15 protein-coding genes are annotated in these 18,789 nt (G+C 33.6%); 4 read left to right on the forward strand and 11 right to left on the reverse strand.

Features of this window, described 5'->3' with window-relative positions; translation table 11 throughout:
- Window positions 1-80: 80 nt before the first annotated feature.
- From AABL81_RS12445 to AABL81_RS12455, 3 genes are all read right to left on the reverse strand, one after another.
- Window positions 81-3,122: an SMC family ATPase gene (locus tag AABL81_RS12445; protein WP_341341199.1), complete on the reverse strand. Its 3,042-nt coding sequence runs from the start codon at window positions 3,120-3,122 to the stop codon at window positions 81-83.
- Entirely contained in the window at window positions 3,123-4,346 is a 1,224-nt protein-coding gene (locus tag AABL81_RS12450; RefSeq protein ID WP_341341200.1) for a metallophosphoesterase family protein, read from the reverse strand. It abuts the gene before it with no gap.
- Window positions 4,347-4,685: 339 nt separating this feature from the next.
- A complete protein-coding gene (locus AABL81_RS12455) occupies window positions 4,686-5,390 on the reverse strand; it encodes a DsbA family oxidoreductase (RefSeq protein ID WP_158209257.1) in 705 nt (234 codons plus the stop codon).
- A gap of 147 nt (window positions 5,391-5,537) precedes the next feature.
- Here AABL81_RS12455 and AABL81_RS12460 point away from each other — a divergent pair, with 147 nt between their 5' ends.
- Entirely contained in the window at window positions 5,538-5,753 is a 216-nt protein-coding gene (locus AABL81_RS12460) for a DUF2905 domain-containing protein (protein ID WP_090410340.1), read from the forward strand.
- A 3-nt stretch (window positions 5,754-5,756) separates the two neighbouring features.
- Here AABL81_RS12460 and AABL81_RS12465 read toward each other — a convergent pair whose 3' ends face one another.
- Window positions 5,757-6,965 carry a CynX/NimT family MFS transporter gene (locus AABL81_RS12465; RefSeq protein WP_090410341.1) on the reverse strand — a complete coding sequence of 403 codons (1,209 nt, stop codon included), beginning with the start codon at window positions 6,963-6,965 and terminating at the stop codon, window positions 5,757-5,759.
- 87 nt (window positions 6,966-7,052) lie between these two features.
- On the opposite strand from AABL81_RS12465, the gene AABL81_RS12470 reads away from it, so the two are divergent.
- Window positions 7,053-7,853: an AraC family transcriptional regulator gene (locus AABL81_RS12470; RefSeq protein ID WP_341341201.1), complete on the forward strand. Its 801-nt coding sequence runs from the start codon at window positions 7,053-7,055 to the stop codon at window positions 7,851-7,853.
- A 510-nt stretch (window positions 7,854-8,363) separates the two neighbouring features.
- Window positions 8,364-8,471, forward strand: a complete 108-nt coding sequence (locus tag AABL81_RS13570) for a hypothetical protein (RefSeq protein WP_410505315.1) — start codon at window positions 8,364-8,366, stop codon at window positions 8,469-8,471.
- Window positions 8,472-8,593: 122 nt separating this feature from the next.
- On the opposite strand, the gene AABL81_RS12475 is transcribed toward AABL81_RS13570, so the two are convergent.
- From AABL81_RS12475 to AABL81_RS12495, 5 genes are all read right to left on the reverse strand, one after another.
- Entirely contained in the window at window positions 8,594-10,630 is a 2,037-nt protein-coding gene (locus AABL81_RS12475; RefSeq protein ID WP_341341202.1) for a dipeptidyl-peptidase 3 family protein, read from the reverse strand.
- 369 nt (window positions 10,631-10,999) lie between these two features.
- A complete protein-coding gene (locus tag AABL81_RS12480; RefSeq protein WP_158209261.1) occupies window positions 11,000-11,749 on the reverse strand; it encodes an NYN domain-containing protein in 750 nt (249 codons plus the stop codon).
- A 94-nt stretch (window positions 11,750-11,843) separates the two neighbouring features.
- Window positions 11,844-12,266 carry a MoaF-related domain-containing protein gene (locus AABL81_RS12485; RefSeq protein ID WP_341341203.1) on the reverse strand — a complete coding sequence of 141 codons (423 nt, stop codon included), beginning with the start codon at window positions 12,264-12,266 and terminating at the stop codon, window positions 11,844-11,846.
- A 66-nt stretch (window positions 12,267-12,332) separates the two neighbouring features.
- The gene (locus AABL81_RS12490; RefSeq protein WP_158209263.1) at window positions 12,333-12,911 is read right to left on the reverse strand and encodes a Crp/Fnr family transcriptional regulator; all 579 of its coding nucleotides are present in this window, start codon (window positions 12,909-12,911) and stop codon (window positions 12,333-12,335) included.
- Between the two features lie 12 nt (window positions 12,912-12,923).
- The gene (locus tag AABL81_RS12495; protein ID WP_158209264.1) at window positions 12,924-13,490 is read right to left on the reverse strand and encodes an LOG family protein; all 567 of its coding nucleotides are present in this window, start codon (window positions 13,488-13,490) and stop codon (window positions 12,924-12,926) included.
- Between the two features lie 170 nt (window positions 13,491-13,660).
- Here AABL81_RS12495 and AABL81_RS12500 point away from each other — a divergent pair, with 170 nt between their 5' ends.
- Window positions 13,661-16,054 carry a TonB-dependent receptor domain-containing protein gene (locus AABL81_RS12500; RefSeq protein WP_158209265.1) on the forward strand — a complete coding sequence of 798 codons (2,394 nt, stop codon included), beginning with the start codon at window positions 13,661-13,663 and terminating at the stop codon, window positions 16,052-16,054.
- A gap of 85 nt (window positions 16,055-16,139) precedes the next feature.
- On the opposite strand, the gene AABL81_RS12505 is transcribed toward AABL81_RS12500, so the two are convergent.
- Window positions 16,140-17,081, reverse strand: coding sequence for an alpha/beta hydrolase (locus AABL81_RS12505; RefSeq protein WP_341341204.1), 942 nt, complete (start codon window positions 17,079-17,081; stop codon window positions 16,140-16,142).
- 18 nt (window positions 17,082-17,099) lie between these two features.
- A complete protein-coding gene (gene cls / locus AABL81_RS12510) occupies window positions 17,100-18,578 on the reverse strand; it encodes a cardiolipin synthase (protein WP_341341205.1) in 1,479 nt (492 codons plus the stop codon).
- Between the last annotated feature and the right edge of the window lie 211 nt (window positions 18,579-18,789).

The raw sequence follows: 18,789 nt of genomic DNA on the forward strand, positions 1-18,789 counted from the left end.
TATTAGCATTTAATGTATGCCACTATCTTAAAAAAAAGTCTGTATCTATTAGATACAGACTTTTTAAAATTTTATTCTTTCTAATTTACTTCTATCACACTTCCCTTTTCTTCATCTTTCACTACTGTAAGTGACATCGGTATTCTCTCTTGCAATTCTTCAACGTGAGAAATAATTCCAACTATACGGTTCTCCTTATGTAAATTACTCAATGTTTCAAATACGATGTTTACCGAGTCTATATCTTGTGTACCAAACCCTTCATCAATAAAGAAGAAGTTCTTATTAGATTTCGATAAACTTTGTACACTTTCTGCCAAGGCTAAAGCCAAAGAAAGCGACACCTGAAAACTTTGTCCTCCTGATAATGTTTTCACACTCCTTGCTTTCCCGTTGTTCAAATAATCAACAATCTCAAAATCATTGCTCTCATTTAATTGCAAACTCAGCTGATTATTTGTCAGACGATGAAAACGGTGATTAGCCATATCACATAAGTTTTTCAAATAAATACCTGAAACGTAATTTACAAAACCAGCACCTTTAAACATATTGTCAAGCACACTGATATTCTTTAAGCGTTTTTCTACTTTATCGTGTTCTATTAATAAATCTTTCTTCTCGGCTAACTCCTTAGTCAATCGTTCAACCTCACCCTTTAGCTTAGCCGTTGATTCAGTCAATGTCTTAACCTCCAATTCAAGCTTTTCAATAACCTCTTGTTGTTTCTCAAATTTCTCTTTATCAAAAGAAACTTTCTCCAACTTCTGTTCTAAAGCAACAACATTGTTTTTAACCACTTCCAGTTTTACCTCAAAAGCTTGAATAGCCTCACGACCACTCTTAACATCCAACTGCGTTTCTAAAATAGCTTTTACCTCATCTAATGTATTTAATCCATTTGCATGAACTAATACCTCTAATTCTTTCTCAAGCTTTTCTTTGCTTACTTTTAGCTCAGCAATTTCCTCTACTAATCCCTTTTGTTCTGATTGAAGAGCTGCTAATTTTGGAGATAACTCTTGAAACTCTTTCGTCAACGAACTATGTTTCTTTTCCGTATTGTCAATTCTCAATTGACGTTGTTGTTCTTCTTGAGCAATTAAACTTTCTTCTAACCCTAAATAAGCTTGTAAGTTTAGACGAACAATTTGAGAGCTCTTTGACTGAATCTCACTTTCATATTTAGCTTTTTCAACTTCCAATTCAGCTAACCTTGTTTTAGCTTGGTCTGCTTTATGTCTTAACTTTTCAACCTCTTTCTGAAGAAGAGCATACTGATTCTCGCACACCTCAACTTGTTGTTGAATTGCATTAGCGCTCTCTTTTAATTGAACAAACTGTTCCTTATGACCAACTTCAATTATATTCCAAGTAAACTTACTGTGGTGCAATTGTACTGCCTGTTGGTTCGCCTGTTCTTTTGCTTTTAACTCCTCTAACTGAGTTAAAAAGAAATTATACTTATCAAACAATGCCACTGCTTTACTTTCGTATGCATTCAACCTTGTTTGTTTATCTTTAATATCGCTTAAAGTACGTTCAGCATTTGCAATAGCTAACGACACATCATTGCCTTGCAAAACGTGCGGATGCTCTAATGATCCACATAACGGACAAGCTTGTCCATTGTGCAAATCACTTGCATACTGCGTTAACTGCTGCGACACTCTTAAATGCGCTAACTCTTGCTCTGCTTGCTCCTGCTTTTTATTAAACGTATTTCTATAACCACTAATCTCAGCTTGCCAATTATCAATATTCTTTAATTTTAGTTTTTGAATATCCTGTTGTACCTGCTGTAAGTCAGCTGTAGATTTACCTATACTCTGATTTGCTTCCTCCGAACTCTTTTTCAATAATTCAAAATCCTTAAACCACCCTTCAATATCCATAATCAAATTACTATCAATTCGATTAGCTTTCGTTTGATTTAACTCATTCTCTTTTTGCTGTAAGTTAACCTGAGCTTCGCTAAAATGCTGATTAACCTCATTGACAAACTTGATTCCCTTTTCAAAGTGTTCTTGATTTTCTGTATTCTTTAGAGAAGCTTCTTTTATTCCCTTGATTAGTCCAAGTTCATAGCATTCCGCTTTTTGTTGCTCTAACGTAGCAAAATCCAATTGCACCATTTCTAATTCCTTAGAAACCTTTGCAAACATCTCTTGCGTTTGAACAACAGAAGTAGTCAGCTTTTCATTCTTTTCTTCCTTAAAAGTTAGCTTAATACCTGTATTCTCAGCATCAGCTAACACCGTAGCAAAGGTTTTTTCAACTAATTCAAAACGCTCAAGCTCTTTCTTCTTTTGTTGAAAACCGGGCAACTGTTCGTTTAAAGTCGCCAATTCCTCTTTCTTTACTACTAAACTTTCAAAGTCTTCTTTTACAGCTTTTAACTGTTGGTAACTTTCATTCTCTATTTTAAAAGAATTAGCTGCCTTTTCTAACTTATCTTGTTCATCAACTAATATCTTTTGTTGTTCCTCAATTGTTTCTTGCGTAACCTTAGCAAAACCTTGTAATCTACCTTTAAGCTGATCAAAACTTTCCTTTGTTTTTCCGTAAATACCCTTAACTTTTGAAGTCAAATCAAAACGATCTAACCCAAAAATCTGTTGCATCATACGCGTACGATCAGCCCCTTTCAAGTCAATAAACTCTCTGAACTGTCCCTGCGGAATAATCACAGTACGCTTAAAGTTATCGTAACTCAATCCTACTATTTCATCCATATTCAAATGAGATAGTGGCATCCATTCATCTCCCTCCCACTGATACAATACAGCATCACCACGTTTCACATCTTCAAATCGCTTAGAATTACGCTTAAACTCTCGTCTAATTCTATACTTTTCATCTGCGAAATTATAAAACTCAAAATCTATCACAGCGTGATCAGACTTTAAGTTCATCATATTATACGCGCGATTATCTCTTGAATTTAATCGTTCGCTTTCTCCATATAATCCAAAAGAGATTGCCTCTAAAATAGATGATTTTCCAGAACCTACCTTTCCGAAAATTCCAAACAATCCAGCCTCAATTAACTGTGTAAAATCGATTACTTGTTTTTCTTGGTAAGAATATAAACCTTCAAGTGTTAATTTAATTGGTATCATCTATTCTTCATTTAAAATTTCATTAAACAAATCCATTATCTCTTCATTAGGCAATTGCCCACTATATCGCTGTTTAAAATAATCAGAAAACAACCCTTTAATATCTTGTTCCAAATTCACTTGATTCACTTCCTTATCTCCAGCTTCCTTATCCATATTCACAATTGGGATGATAGATATAATACCATCGTGTGCTTGGTTTAACCTCTTAATATCATCAGCATTTAGGAAAGTATCACTCACCAAGGTTAACTCAACCAATGGCTCAGGATTAGACAATAGCCAAAAGATAGCCTCTTCAATATTTGCAAACTTCACTCGCGAAAGAGGTCTTCCCTTTTGCAAAGGCATTTGTCTGTAAGTAACCGGCTTATTTGCCTCTGCCTCAATTATCATAACGCATTTACGCTGTCCTGCTTCGCTAAAACTATAGCCCAATGGACTACCAGAATACACCACAGGGCGATCATCCGGTCCTATTTGATGTGCTCTATGAAGGTGACCTAAAGCAGTATATTGTATTTGCTCTGGAATGATATCACTATAAATCAAATCTGCATTACCTATTTTCAATGGTTTCTCTCCATCTGGTTCCTCTAACATCTCCCCATTTCTATTCATCATATACAAATGAGAAATCAATAAATTCACCCCTTTCGTCTTACAGTACTTATCAGCCAATGCTTGCCACGTCTCCTGTAAAACACTATTCAATGCCTCCGTTTTATCCTCTACATTCAATGCCTTTCTCAGCCTTACTTCATTAGCATAAGGCGTATGTATAATACGAATAGGTTGTTTGAAGTCTTTCAGTCTTATTTCAATAAATCCAGGTGCCGACTTAGAAACCTTAAAATGATCTTCTATCGCAAATGGTTTAACCTCAGCATTAGGAAACCCAACAAAGATAATTCCACACTCCCTTGCCAATGGATCTGGCGCATCAATACGTTCAGGACTATCGTGGTTTCCTGCAATAGCAATTACAGGCCGCTCTCCATTCTTAGCCAATCGCTTCAATGTTTTATAAAACAAATCAACTGCTTCAATCGGTGGGTTAAACGTGTCAAACAAATCACCAGCCAGTAGAACTAAATCCACTTTCTCTTTATCGGCGATTTTACAAATTTCTTCTAAAACCTCCTTTTGTTCGTCAAGTCTACTATAATTATCTAATCGTTTTCCAAGGTGCCAATCGGCTGTATGTAGTATCTTCAATGCCATTGTATGGTCTGTATTTTCTGAATATTCAAAGATAAGGACAAATAATTCGACTCCTAATGAATTTTACTAAATATAGCGTAAATAAACACCTTAAAAGCAACAAATGACAAATTGGCTTTGCGTGATAAAAACGTAGAATCTACAACGACTACCTCATTCGTAAACGAGATACATAAATTGTAAAACAGTATGCTAAAAACAGAAAAAAACAATTCTATGCACATTGTAATATTAGCATCATCTACCTTGCTTATACCTTCTTATTTTAGTCCACAAAAAAAGGGCAATGCGATAATTAGCTTATCTCATTGCCCTTGATGTATATATTGATTGTGCGACTTAAATCTCACATCCTTCCGGTCCACAAGCACCTGCGTCTTGATTTCCTTTCATTTCAAATTGTGGTTTACTTTCTTGGTAAGCTTGCGTTAATGCTTCAACAAACGCCTCTACTGGTTGCGCTCCAGATACTCCGTATTTTCTGTCTAACACAAAAAATGGAACACCAGACACACCGATAGCTTGTGCTTCTTGAATATCTTTTTGTACCTCAGCTGTTTGCTCTTCTGTTTCCAAAAATGCTTTAACCTCAGCTTTATTCAATCCAACTGTTTCCGCTAACGTCGCTAATACTTCAATATCACCAACATTTTTACCTTCTGTAAAATGAGCTAAGAACAACGCTTCTTCCATCTCGTTCCCTTTACCTGCTTTTTGAGCAAAGTGACTTAAACGGTGCGCTCTAAAAGTATTTACAGGAATAGCAATATCTTGTCTGAAATCAATTCCAACAGCAGAACCCGCTTGTTGTAAATGAGCTAACATTCCTTCAATTTGCTCCATTGGCATACCTTTTCTGTTTACCAAATACTCTTTAGTAGACATATTAGCACCTTCTTCTGGCAATGTTGGATCTAATTGGTAACTCTTCCATTCCACTTGAATCTTATCTTTAAAAGGCAATTGTTCTAATGCACTTTCAAAGTGTTTTTTTCCAACAAAACAGAAGGGACACATAACGTCTGACCATATTTCTACTTTCATATTGTTTCAATTTAATGTGATACTATGTTCTGCAAAAGTGCAGCTTCTCAAAGATACACTTTAAATTACACATCCATTCCTGCTTTAACAAACCTTAAATAAATGTTCTTTCAAAACGATAAGTCTATTTTTTGTATTTTTACCCTTATGGGAAAGTCAATTATATTTATCGGAATTGTCATAGTTATTATCGGACTAATTGTACAATTTACACCATTCAACTTTAATTGGTTTGGCAGACTACCAGGAGATATTCACGTTGAACGCCCTGGCTTCTCTTTCTTTATGCCTATCAGCAGTATGATAATTTTGTCTATTGTAATTAGTGGACTAATTTGGCTTTACAATCGTTTCTTTTCTTAGCGATTACTTAACCCAAGTATCTTTTCCTGCAATAATACCAGAGATCAAAAGGGTAACTGACATAACTAAAAGGAAAATAAAAGACGATGTCCAACTTCCTGAGAAGTCGTAAAAAGCACCAAATAACGGAGGACCACAAGCTGCTATTAAATAACCAAAAGCCTGTGCCATTCCAGATAATTCAGCCGATTGTACTGTACTACGAGTACGCAAGACAAAGAAAAGCATTGATAAACTAAATGCTAATCCACTTCCAGCTCCAATAAGTACACACCACAATACGATGTACTCAGTTTTGAATATAAGGATTCCTCCTATTCCAACAATAAACAACAACCCTACTATCAGTGAAAGCAATTTTTGATTATTCATTTTACTTGCTATAATAGCACCAGCAAATGTCATTGGCAATTGAGCAAACTGAACGTAAGACAATATCCATCCAGAGTCTTCTATTGACATTCCCCACGTTTGAGCTACTTTAGGTAACCAAGCAGCCAAACAATAGAACAATAACGATTGTACTCCCATAAATACCGTTACAGCCCAAGCTAATCCTGATTTATACAAGTTTACCGTATTCTCTTCAATAGGAAAATCTCCCTTAACTGTTTCTTCTTGCTTCTTCTTTAATTGTGGTATCCACACTACTATAGTCACTAAAGATAAAACCAACCAAATACCAATTGATCCTTTCCATCCAAAATTTGTGATACGCCCTAAGCTAATGCTGAACCCCGCCGCTAATGCCGCTGTTAGATTCATAGCTACAGAGTATACCCCCATCATTGTTCCTACTTTATTGCTAAAGTTATTTTTAATAAATGCAGGCATTAATACGTTTCCAACTGTAATTGCCGTACCTACTAATGCTGCTCCAAGAAATAGAGAGACAATACTTCCTAAAGGTCTAATGATTAAACCGATTGTCAACAATATAATGGAACCAAGTAATACTAATTCCATTCCGTATTTACGAGATACTTTTGGAACAACACCTGATAACAAGGCAAATGCCATTAGGGGAATTGTAGTAATTAATCCTGCCGCAGTATTTGACAAGGATAAAGCTTTACTTATCTCTGCTACTACTGGACCAACAGAGGTTAGTGGGGCACGTAGATTAGATGCTATAAATATTACACCTAAAAACATCAGTATCTTCTTCATTTTTGAGACATCACCCTGACTTGTTTCTACTTTTGTATTCATTTTATTCTGTGAGTTTTTAAATATGACACAAAATTAAGTGGTTATTTTTAATTATATTCGCCATATATCATAACTAAAACGACAAGTATGGATGGGCATAAATTAGTAGATGAAGTTGGAAAAGACGTTTTTGTGTGGCACGCAAAACAGTGGAAACACACAGATGAATTTCACTCTCACAAAAAAGCACAATTAGTATTTGTAGAAGAAGGATATCAATATCTACATATTGAAGAGAATCACTTCTTACTACCACAAAATCACGTGGCTTGGATACCTTCAAACGCTATTCACAAAACAACTACCTCATCAGAACACGTATCTCTGCGCACGTTGTATTTTGACATTGATAATCTCCCGCCTTTCTATGATGAATCGTATTTATTTGCTATTCCGCCTGTACTTAAGGAAATGATACTTTACACAGAAAAATGGTCAATGCTAAAAGAAGAAAACAAAAGTGAGTCCCTATTTCTAAAAGCGATATTGCACGAGTTACCTTCGTTTATTGACAATGCTGTACCCTTGCGAACTCCTGTACCCAAGAGTAAGAACTTAATAGATATTGCTGCTTATATACATCAAAACTATCAACATAAAATAAACATTGAAGAAGTAGCGACAATGTTTCACTTGAGCATTCGTACGTTAGAACGACAGTTTAAAAAAGAAACAGGTATTAGCATTGCAAAGTATATACAAATGGTCAAGATTATTAAGTCCATTGAGTTACTTAGTGAAGGTGTATTAACCATCAATGAAATCGCTTTTAAAGTAGGCTATAGCAGTGCGCAATCTTACAGCAATGTATTTACAAAATTAATAGGTAGAAGGCCGAGTGATTTCTTAAATCAAATTAAGGGTCAGGCACAAAAGTTAGGATACTAAGCGTAAACATCCCTTTTCTTTAAATCAACAAGACACAAAATAAACGAAGATTTAAAATATAATGTACTATATTATGCTTGTGATAATGAACATATCAAAGCGTAGTTTTAGACACACCATGTTCGAGACATTTACCAGTCAAGTACCACAGAGGCTCGTAAAAAAAGCCTTTTTACCGAAGGTGTCTGGTATTTGTGTGGTACTTGTCCGAAACAAGTATAAAAGAAGCACTTAATAACAATACTTTAAAACCTCTCTTTTTAGTTAATGGAAATACCAAAAAACAATTACTAACCAAGGTCTATTCATCTACTATACAAAAGTCAATACAATTAAACTCAATATCAAAAAAACATCCAATTTAACTTATATCCAAATTTTAAAAAGGCAAATGATTTAGTTGTTGATAATTTACGTAGAATATATAATTTAAAAATACCAAAACAAGTAGCTATTATTAAACTAACTCATAGAGAGTAATAATGTTCATAATACTTCTCTAATACCATTATAAAGACTTTAAAAACACATTGCTTATATATTATTAATTACTTTAATGATAGAGGTACGAACACTTCTGCCGAATCCCTGAATGCGAAAGTAAAGTACTTTAGATAAATCATAATTCTTGCTTACACTCTACCTTTTATTGTTGATCCCAAATTAATAAATAGCTATTTAACTTTACTGCATAAAAAAAGCCAACCTCTCGGTTGGCTTTATCTTTTATACTAAATTGATTAGTTTTCTACTGGTAAGAAACTATACTCTTTAGCGTAGTACAACATTTGAGCTTCAAAAGACTCTGGTTGTTTAATTTCGAAATCAGTAATCTCTCCTTTATCATTTTTCACAGGAACGATATAAGGATTTACGAATCCTCTGTATGGAGCAGAATTAAATTTAGCGTTTCTTGCTAATACTTCTTTGTGAATAGCTTGATCAACTTTCACTCCGTAGTTTTCAACTAAAGCTTTTGCAGCCTTAAAGTCTCCTTCAGATTTGATACGTTGAGTTTCTCTTAATAACTGACCAAATAATTCGTGTAGTTTTTCATAATCAGTAATATTGAAATATGTTTTACCATCGCGAACAACTTTCTCAATTACGTTGTCTTTTTTACCTTTTTCGAATACCCAAGCACTAACCCATTGGCGGTTTCTCATATGAGCTTCCTCAATATCAGCACCTGGCTCTAAACGCACTAATTGTAACATTAATCCGTTTCTGATGTATCCATCATAAGCTGCTTTTCCTACTGCTTTCCAATCATCTACTAATCCTAACTCTTGTAATTTAGGGTTGTATAAGTAGAATAATCCAACTAAGTCAGCACGTCCTTCTTCTAATGTAGAAGCATAGCTTTTTAAAGTTACTTGTGGTTGTCCAACACCAGGGTTAATTTGCCCAGACGCGTGTCCGATAACTTCGTGTAAAGCTGTATGTAATTTATCAGCTAACTCACCATATTTTTCCTCCAATTGGAATTCCTCTTCATCGTGAACAAACTCTTTCAAACGATCAGAACCACTTGCGTGATTATAAGAGTCAATAATATTACCTAATGAAATTGATTTAGAACCGTGTTCTGCTCTAATCCAATCTGCGTTTGGTAAGTTTACTCCGATAGGTGTACTTGGAGATGCATCACCAGATTCAGAAGCAACGATAACAGTTTTGTAAGTTACCCCTACTACACTTTTCTTTTTATGTGCGTCAATTAACGGAGAGTTATCCTCGAACCACTGTGCCTCGTGAGATAAAACTTCCATTTTCTTAGACATATCAAAGTCTTTGATTTGAACAACACTCTCATAAGAACCTTTATGTCCTAATGGGTCATTGTATACTTCAATAAATCCGTTATTATAATCAATATTTCCTTCAGTTGCTTGTACCCACGCAACATTATAATCATCCCAAGATTTTAAATCTCCTGTTTGGTAGAATTTAATCAACAAGCCAATAGCGTCAGCTTGCTTTTGGTTTTCAGCAACAGTCTGTGCTTTTTCTAACCAATAGATAATTTGGTCAATAGCAGGACCATACAATCCTCCACTTTTCCAAACTTTCTCAACTAACTTACCGTTCTCTTTTACCAATTTAGAGTTTAAACCGATAGACAAAGGACGATTAGCATCAGGGCTTGTCATATTAGCATAGAAATCCTCTGCTTCTTTAGCTGTAACACCTTCTCCATAGAAGTTTATAGCAGAACCAACTACTAAATCCTTAGATGCATCTAAGTTTACTTTCTTATTATCAACATCATTAAAAAGAATCTCTGCAACATTATTATCTAATGTTGTATTTGTTTCTTTCAATAAAGTATCAAAGTATGCTTTTGCAAATGCAGGTTTAATTTTGTCATTTGAGTAGTGGTGGTGAATACCGTTAGAGAACCATACTCTTTTTACATAAACTACAAAATTTTTCCAATCTTCAGTTGTTTTATCTCCTTGGTAGTTTACATAGATATTTTCAAGAGCCTTACGGATCTTTAAGTTATGCTTATAGTTTTGGTCCCACATAATATCGCGACCTACATAACCAGCTTGGCTCAAATAATATACTAATGTTTTTTCTTTTAAAGTCAAGTCATCCCATCCTGGAATTTGATATCTTAAAACCTCGATATCTCCAAACTTGTCTACACTGTATTCAAAGTTCTCCACTTCTGTTGCGTTCTCGTTATTTGTTTTATTCTCTTTATCTTTCCCACAAGAAAGGAACATTGCTGAAGCAAGTGCAATACAAGCAATAGTGTTTAATCTCATAATGTTTCGTTTATTCGTGTTGCAACAAATATATAAAATTCTATACGGAACCCCTATACCTTTTTCCGTTAGAAATTATGAACTACAAAATTTTGAGCTTATTTGTTTAAATAATCATCGAAAAAACACCTTTCTTCTTTCAGATTACTAAATTTCACTTACTTGTAGTCTTGTGTTTTATTTTTAAAAAAGCTTAATTTTTAGGAATCAAAACATAGCAACAGTACTTATAAAAGTAGCTGTAGATAAATGTGCTACAAAAAAAAGAGATAGTAATAAGAGATGAGCTTACTTCGTCTTTCATAATGCTTGTAGATTACATTAGAACATCAGGACAAAGTATAGAAAACAAAAAAAGTAACCCGAAGGCTACTTTTTCTTTACTAAAGGATGATTTAATCCCTTTACATTATTATTAATAACCTCATAGGTTTTTAAATGCTTAAACAATTCTGTCAGGTTTCTAAAACCATAATCACGAGCATCAAAACTTGGATTAAGTTTACGGATATTACCTCCAACTGTTGAGATATAAGCCTCTACTTCTTCGTCAACTGACATATTAAAAGCTTTATCTATCAATCTAAATTCTTTCTTAGTTAACGATTTATTGTCATCATCATCGTTATTATTCGCTTTTTTAGCATTGCCATTACTTCCTTTTTCCTTTTCAGTTTCCTTAGGCATTAGGGTTTCACAATAAGTAAATATCTCACAAGACTGTACAAAGGCATTCGGTGTTTTCTTTTCACCTACTCCCATAACAAATATACCACCTTCTCTAATTCGCTTAGCTAAACCTGTGTAATCACTATCACTTGAAACAATACAAAACCCATCAACTGATTTGTTGTGTAAAATATCCATTGCATCAATAATCAGAGAACTATCTGTAGAGTTCTTCCCTGTTGTATAGTTGAATTTTTGAATAGGCGAAAATGACAGGTCATTCAGTAGGTCTTTCCAACTCCCCATTTGTGGAGTAGTCCAATCTCCATAAATTCGTCTTATCGTTACTTTACCATACTTAGACACCTCTTCTAATATTTCTTCCAGTAGTTTTGGTTGCGCATTATCGCCATCTACCAGGATCGCTATATTATTATTTATTTTTTCCATTCGTTAGTTTCTAATTACAAAGTCCCTAAAATACAAAAATCCCATTCAAAATGGGATTTTTATATGCTAATATATTTTTAAATATGCCTTTTTATTACTTAACATACGTAAATGTACCGTCTACAAAAGAACTTTCACGTTTTCCTGATTCATTTGTCCAAGACCAAAAAGCTTTAACTTCTCCCGTTTTAGTATTGATTATTTGACTCACTGTAAAGCCAGTTTTCTCAATCCAATTTAAAAAGTGTAACTCCTCTGACAACCTTTTATAACTTACTTGTTCATCACCTTGGTTAACAGTACCATCTTTTGCCTTTGTACTCCAATGCAATGTTTTCTCACTTGTATAATCAGTTATGGCACTCATTTCTGGAAAAGAAATTTCGCCCTTTTTACCAATTAAATCCAAAGAAATTGTTGCTTCGCTTTTAACTTCTTCTCTTGTACTTTCATTCTGTTTACAGCTTACCATTGTAAATAAACCAACAGTAATCATAATTAGTGTTATTCGTTTCATATTCAAATATTTTCACCAAAAGTACAACCTTGAAATATCAAAAAAATTGAACTACTTCAATAAATACTAAATGCGTTTTTTTCTGATTTTACTCAAGAACTCTTGTGTAATACCTAAATAAGACGCAATTTGAATATTAGTCAACCTCTGTACCAACAAAGGATAACGTTCACAAAAGTCGTCATACTTTTGAGCTCCTGTCATAGACAACTCATTAACGATACGCCTTTGTAAAGCAACACATTCTTGTTGTGTCATAATTCTATAAATTCGTTCAAGTGGCGCAACCTTAGTATAAAGTTCCTCTTTCTCCTTTTTATGAATAATCAATATTTCGCTGTCTTCTAAAGCCTGGATATAAAGCTTAGAAGGCTTGTTAAAATTATAACTCTCTAAATCTGCCAACCACCAATCTTCTATAGAGAAGTGAACGATATGTTCTTCTCCTGTTTCATCAACACAGAAAACACGAAAACATCCTTGTACAACAAAAGCTTCAAAGTCACAAATAGTACCAGCTTCTAACAAATACTCTTTCTTCTTAAGTAATTTTGTTTGAAAAGTATTCATAATTATTTCTCGCTCTACATTTGAAAGCGCAACACCTTTCTTCTCAAAATTAGATATCAAACAAGCTTTTGTCATTTATTTCCTTTATTACTTAATCCACTTAACTGTTGTAGGAGCTACATAAGTTTTCATCAACACAAGAAGATCATCAATATTATTTGCAACTACAATCATATCTCTATTTTCCTGTTTTAAAAAACCATTTGCTACCATTGAGTCTGCCATTTGTAACAATGGAGTATAGAAGTCATCTATATTTAACAAGGCAACTGGCTTTTTATGCAAACCTAATTGTGCCCAAGTCAACATCTCAAAAAACTCCTCCAATGTACCATATCCACCTGGCATTGCAATAATACCATCAGACAATTCGTCCATTTTAGCTTTGCGTTCGTGCATCGTTTCTACAATGATTAAATCGGTTAAACGAGTATGTTCCAACTCAACACTTTTCAAGAAAGTAGGTAAAACACCTATTACCTCTCCCCCGTGCTCAAGTGCTCCATCTGCTACTGCGCCCATTAAACCGACTCTTGCTCCTCCGTAGACCAAGCCTATTTTGTGATTAGCCATTGTTTGTCCCAGTCGATAAGCTTCTGTTTTAAACAATGTTTTTGATCCTGAACTCGAACCACAAAAAACTGTATATCTCATATTTATTTTGATTACAAATAAGATTTTAATAATTGATTACCAATGACTTACAATATTTTTTGTATTGATTTATTTTTTTTACAAAAAAAGTGTGTAACAAATAGTCAAATACTGTTACTACTATGATAGCAACCCAAATTAAAACAAATAAACTTAACTCAATAACAATTATGAAATTTAAACTAAGCATTTTCCTTTTTTTAACCATGGTGTGCTCTACGTTTGCACAACAAAAAGGAAAAATAACAGGTATCGTTTTCGATAAAACGCTTAATGAAGCAGTTCCTTATGCTACAATTTCTTTGAAAGATGGTGAGGCTATTGTAACAGGTCAGATGACCGCAGAAGACGGAAAATTTGAGCTATCTGCTCCGATGAAAAAATATACAATCGAAGTACAATTTATTGGTTACAAAACATTTACTAAAGAATTCGAATTAACTGAAGCTATTCAGAACTTTGGATATATTAACCTACAACCTGAAGCGACAACTTTAGATGGTGTTAATATTGTAGCTGAGCAATCTACTATTGAACAAAAGATCGACAGAAAAGTAATTAATGTTGGAAAAGACTTAACAACAGTTGGGGCTACTGCATCAGAAATTATGAATAACATTCCTTCTGTTAATGTTGACCAAGATGGTAAAATCTCATTAAGAGGTAATGAAAATGTGCGTATTCTTATTGATGGACGTCCAACAAATATCTCAGCAGATCAATTATTAAAACAGATTCCTTCTACTTCAATTAAAAGTATTGAGTTAATTACTAACCCAAGTGCTAAGTACAATCCAGAAGGAATGTCTGGTATTATTAATATTGTATTACACAAAAATACAGCTGATGGGTTCAATGGTTCTGTTGATACAGGTTTGACTATTGCAAAAACGCCTAAGACAACAAACTCATTAAACTTAAACTATAGACAAGGAAAGTTAAACTTCTTTGGTAATGGTAGTTTCAGCAGTGGGAAATATAAAAATGAAGGAGATATGGTCCGTCACGACATTTCTTCTCCAACAGAAATTAGAATGCGTTCTAAAAACAACTCTTACTTATATAAAGTAGGTGTTGACTATTATATTGATGACAACAATACTTTGTCTTTTTATACAAATCAAAGTAATGGGTCAAATGATTTAGACTTATATACATCTACTGTTTATCCTAAAGGTGATTTTGAAGATATCTTCCAAAAAACTTATTATGACGGATCAAGCAGATATAGTTCATATAACTTAGCTTACAAACATTTATTTGAGAAAAAAGGACACACATTAGACGTTGAAGTTAACTTAAACGATAACAAACGCACAAATGATGGGGACTACAACACTAAAACAGGTATAGCTAATAATCTTTACCAAGACTTTTCAGTTGACAAGAGTACAATGACAACTGTAAACGTTGACTATGTAAATCCTTTAAACGATCATACGAAACTTGAAATAGGTGCTGAAGCGAGAATTTCAAGAGCAGAGAATAATTTTAATACAACTCTTGTTGGAAAAGATATTGTTAACAATGATTACAACCAAGATATCTATTCAGCTTACGTTACTTTTGGACAAAACTATGGCAAGTTTAATTACCAAGTTGGAACAAGATTAGAAAGCTATAAAGTAGATTCTAAAACAGCAGGTAAAACAATCTTCAAAGATGATTACGTTACTTTATACCCTTCTGTTTACTTAGGATATAATATGACTGACAATGACATGTTTAACTTGAGCTATAGCCGTCGTGTAGATAGACCAAGTGTTTCTCAAACAAATCCAATCAGACAGTTCTCTACTCCATTAATGTCAATGGTTGGTAATCCAGAACTTAAACCTCAGTTTACAAACTCTATTGAGTTAAACTACACAAGAATGTTTGCTAAACAAAGTAGTATTACTGCTGGAGTTTATTACAGAAACATTAATAAAGAAATCAACCACGTGATCTACAAAGATCCGTTGAATGATAACCCAAATGCGTTATTAATGACGTATGACAACTACAAATCAAATGATGCTTATGGGTTTGAGGTTTCTGCTAATATAAAAGTTACGCCATGGTGGGATATGCAACCTGCTATTGATTTCTCAAGTATTAAACAAACTGGTGTAGTTTCAGAAATCAAAACAACAGCACAAGGAATAGAAACAGAAATGATTATGCGTTCGATTACTGCTAATGCGTTCAATGCACGTTTAAACAGTAACTTTAAAGCGACTAAGAACTTACGTTTCAACTTATTCGGATTCTATAGAGGTGGTGTAGATGGTATTACTTCAGATTCTAAAGAAATGTATAAGATAGACGCTGGAGTTAGATATTCTTTATTAAACAATAAAATGAGCATCAGTGCTCGTGTAAACGATATTTTCAACACAATGAAATATGGTTATAACTCAATCTATCCTTATCCTGCAACAGGAGAATTTAGATGGGAAAGCAGATCATTATACATTGGTGTAAACTATATGTTTGGAGGTGCTAAGAACCGTGCTTTACAAAGAAAGTACAGAGATTCTAACACGAAACAAAGTAGTGGCGGAGGTGGAGGATTATTCTAATCCACAACCCGTCAGACAATTCTTTTTTTGATTATTACTGAAAAAGCTGCTATTTTAAGGATAGCAGCTTTTTTTATTTTGTCATTTAATATTTTAAAAGAAACTCTCTTACTTTACTTTGCACCTTTTTTATAACTTCATCTTTGGATAAAAATAAATCGTGTATACCATTATCAACACAAGCATCTACAACTACATTACTCAATCTATTTCCTACCCGTTTAATATCATTTACATTTAATACAATATCTGATTCAAATACTGTTTCATTCCACTTTTTAGGATTACCCGATTTTGAACTATACAATAGTAAAATTGGCAATTCACCTAAATCAGAAGATTTCACCAACCTATCTTGTGCTTGTTTCACAGCAAGTATCCAAGCATAAAATACTGGAAAAGGCTTAATTGGTTTTAATCGTTTGTCATAATCCCAATTGCCTTTATAATCTTTATGTAAGGACTCGCCATATATTTCTGGTAATCCATCTATACATCCAAAAGGATTACTGTTCTTTCTATTTTTAGCAAAAAAGCTTACAAACGGTTTCACGTAAAAAGGAATATTGAAATCTAAAAATGGAGAGTTTAAAATCAATCCTCTTAGCCTCTCTCTCTTCTTTCCAAATTTAGCGTAATAAGTTGCTAAAAGTCCCCCTGTACTATGTCCTAAAAGATAAATTTGAGTCTCTTTATTGTCGTTTAGAATAAAATCTAAACCAAACTCTATATCAGGAAAATACTCGTCTAAGCTTTGGCAATAATTTGGGTGTTGATGAGTAAGAAGAGACCTACCACATTTTCTTAAATCAAGAGCATAGAAATTAATTCCTACAGAATTAAAGTATTCCATGATATGCTTTTGAAAGAAATAATCACAAAAACCGTGTATATATAAAACAGATTTATACGCCTCTTTTTGGTTTCTTTTCGATTCGATAAGCGTAGTAATTACCCTACCCTCATAATCGTTTGCAAAAGTATGTTGATGTGTTATATAATCTTGATACGTAAAATGTAGATTCATAGTCTAAAAGCAAAGTGATTATAATAATGGCGAAAATAATCGAATGAAACTATTTTTCAGTCGATGCCAATTAGATCGTTTATTCCAAAAGCTCAATTCTAATTTAATTGAATCCTTACAATCATTATAGAACATTTGTCTCATCTTATTAGCAAAAGCTTCATCATAAGTAATTACATTAACTTCGAAATTCAAATCAAAACTTCTGTGATCTAAATTACACGTACCAATTGAGCTTACCCCTGAATCTGTCACAAAAGTCTTAGCGTGAATAAACCCTTTTTTATACAGATAAATCTCAACACCATACTCTAAGAGTTCTTGAAAATAAGATTCTGATGCAAGCTTTACAATATGTGAGTCTGTAATACCAGGTAAGATAATCTTTACCTTTTTACCACTTAATACGGCCATTTTTATAGCCAACTGTAATGATTCGTCTGGAATATAATATGGAGTTGTTATCAACACCTCACTCTGGGCTGTTTGTATTGCTTTTAAGACACTATAAAGGATAGAAGGCACATCTGAGTCCGGTCCAGAAGAAATCACCTGTACAGGCACATTTCCTGCAACATCCCTTGCTACTTTAGGAAAATACTTTTCATCAAAAGCAATTGACTGCTTACTACAGAAATTCCAATCCGCTAAAAAGACATATTGTAGTCCATATGCACCAGGCCCTTCTAAACGAAGATGTGTATCTCGCCAAAAAAACTCATTTAAGTCCTTTTTACGGTTGTCATATCTATCAGATATATTTATTCCTCCCGTATAACCAATAAGTCCGTCTATAACGACAATTTTGCGGTGATTTCGATAATTAAGTCGATTTGCAAAAGCCAATAGTATAATTTCATTAAAAGCATAAGCTTCTACTCCGTTTGCTCTTAAATTACGAGCTATATTTTTTCTTATATCACGGCAACCAAAATCATCATATATGAATCTAACCTCAATTCCTTCTTTTGCCTTTGCTATTAATACCTCTTCTATTTCTCTCCCAATGTCACTATTTTCAAAAATATAATATTCGATATGAATACTTTTTCTTGCTTGTTTTAAATCTTGTAGTAACCTCGGAAAAAACTCCTCCCCATTCTCTAATATTTCAGCTTTATTGCCAACCAACAAAGGTCCATCTCCTAATGCAGGATTAGATAACATATTGATGAATGAGCGATTTTTATTTACAATTGGATTGCCATTTTCACCTAAATCTAAATGGACTTCTCGTAGGCGCTTTGACAAACGTTCACTATAGTCATCATTTACCTTTAACTTTTTAGAATACATTTTTCTCTTGCGGTAATTAATACCAAAAGAAAAATAAAACAACATTCCAAAAATAGGCACAAAAAAAATAAGGAGTAAATACGCTAAGGTTTTAGAAATAGAATCTGTATCATATACAATTCGAATAGCTACACCGATAGCAATTAAAAAATATATAATTTCAAAATATATAAACCAATCTGCTTGTATTCTAAAAAACATATCAAATGTATTTATTCACGAAACTCTACACTATCACATCTGTCAAATAAAGACAGACTTTTAGAGAATTAATAAATTTAAAAAAATAAATCCAATGAATAATGAATACTAAGATAAAAAGAGTGTAAAACAAAAAAGCCTCCCTAATAAGGGAGGCTTTTGAGCCAGTGGAGGGACTCGAACCCACGACCTGCTGATTACAAATCAGCTG

This window comes from Myroides sp. C1519, from assembly GCF_038039755.1.
Taxonomy (GTDB): Bacteria; Bacteroidota; Bacteroidia; order Flavobacteriales; family Flavobacteriaceae; genus Flavobacterium; species Flavobacterium phaeum_A.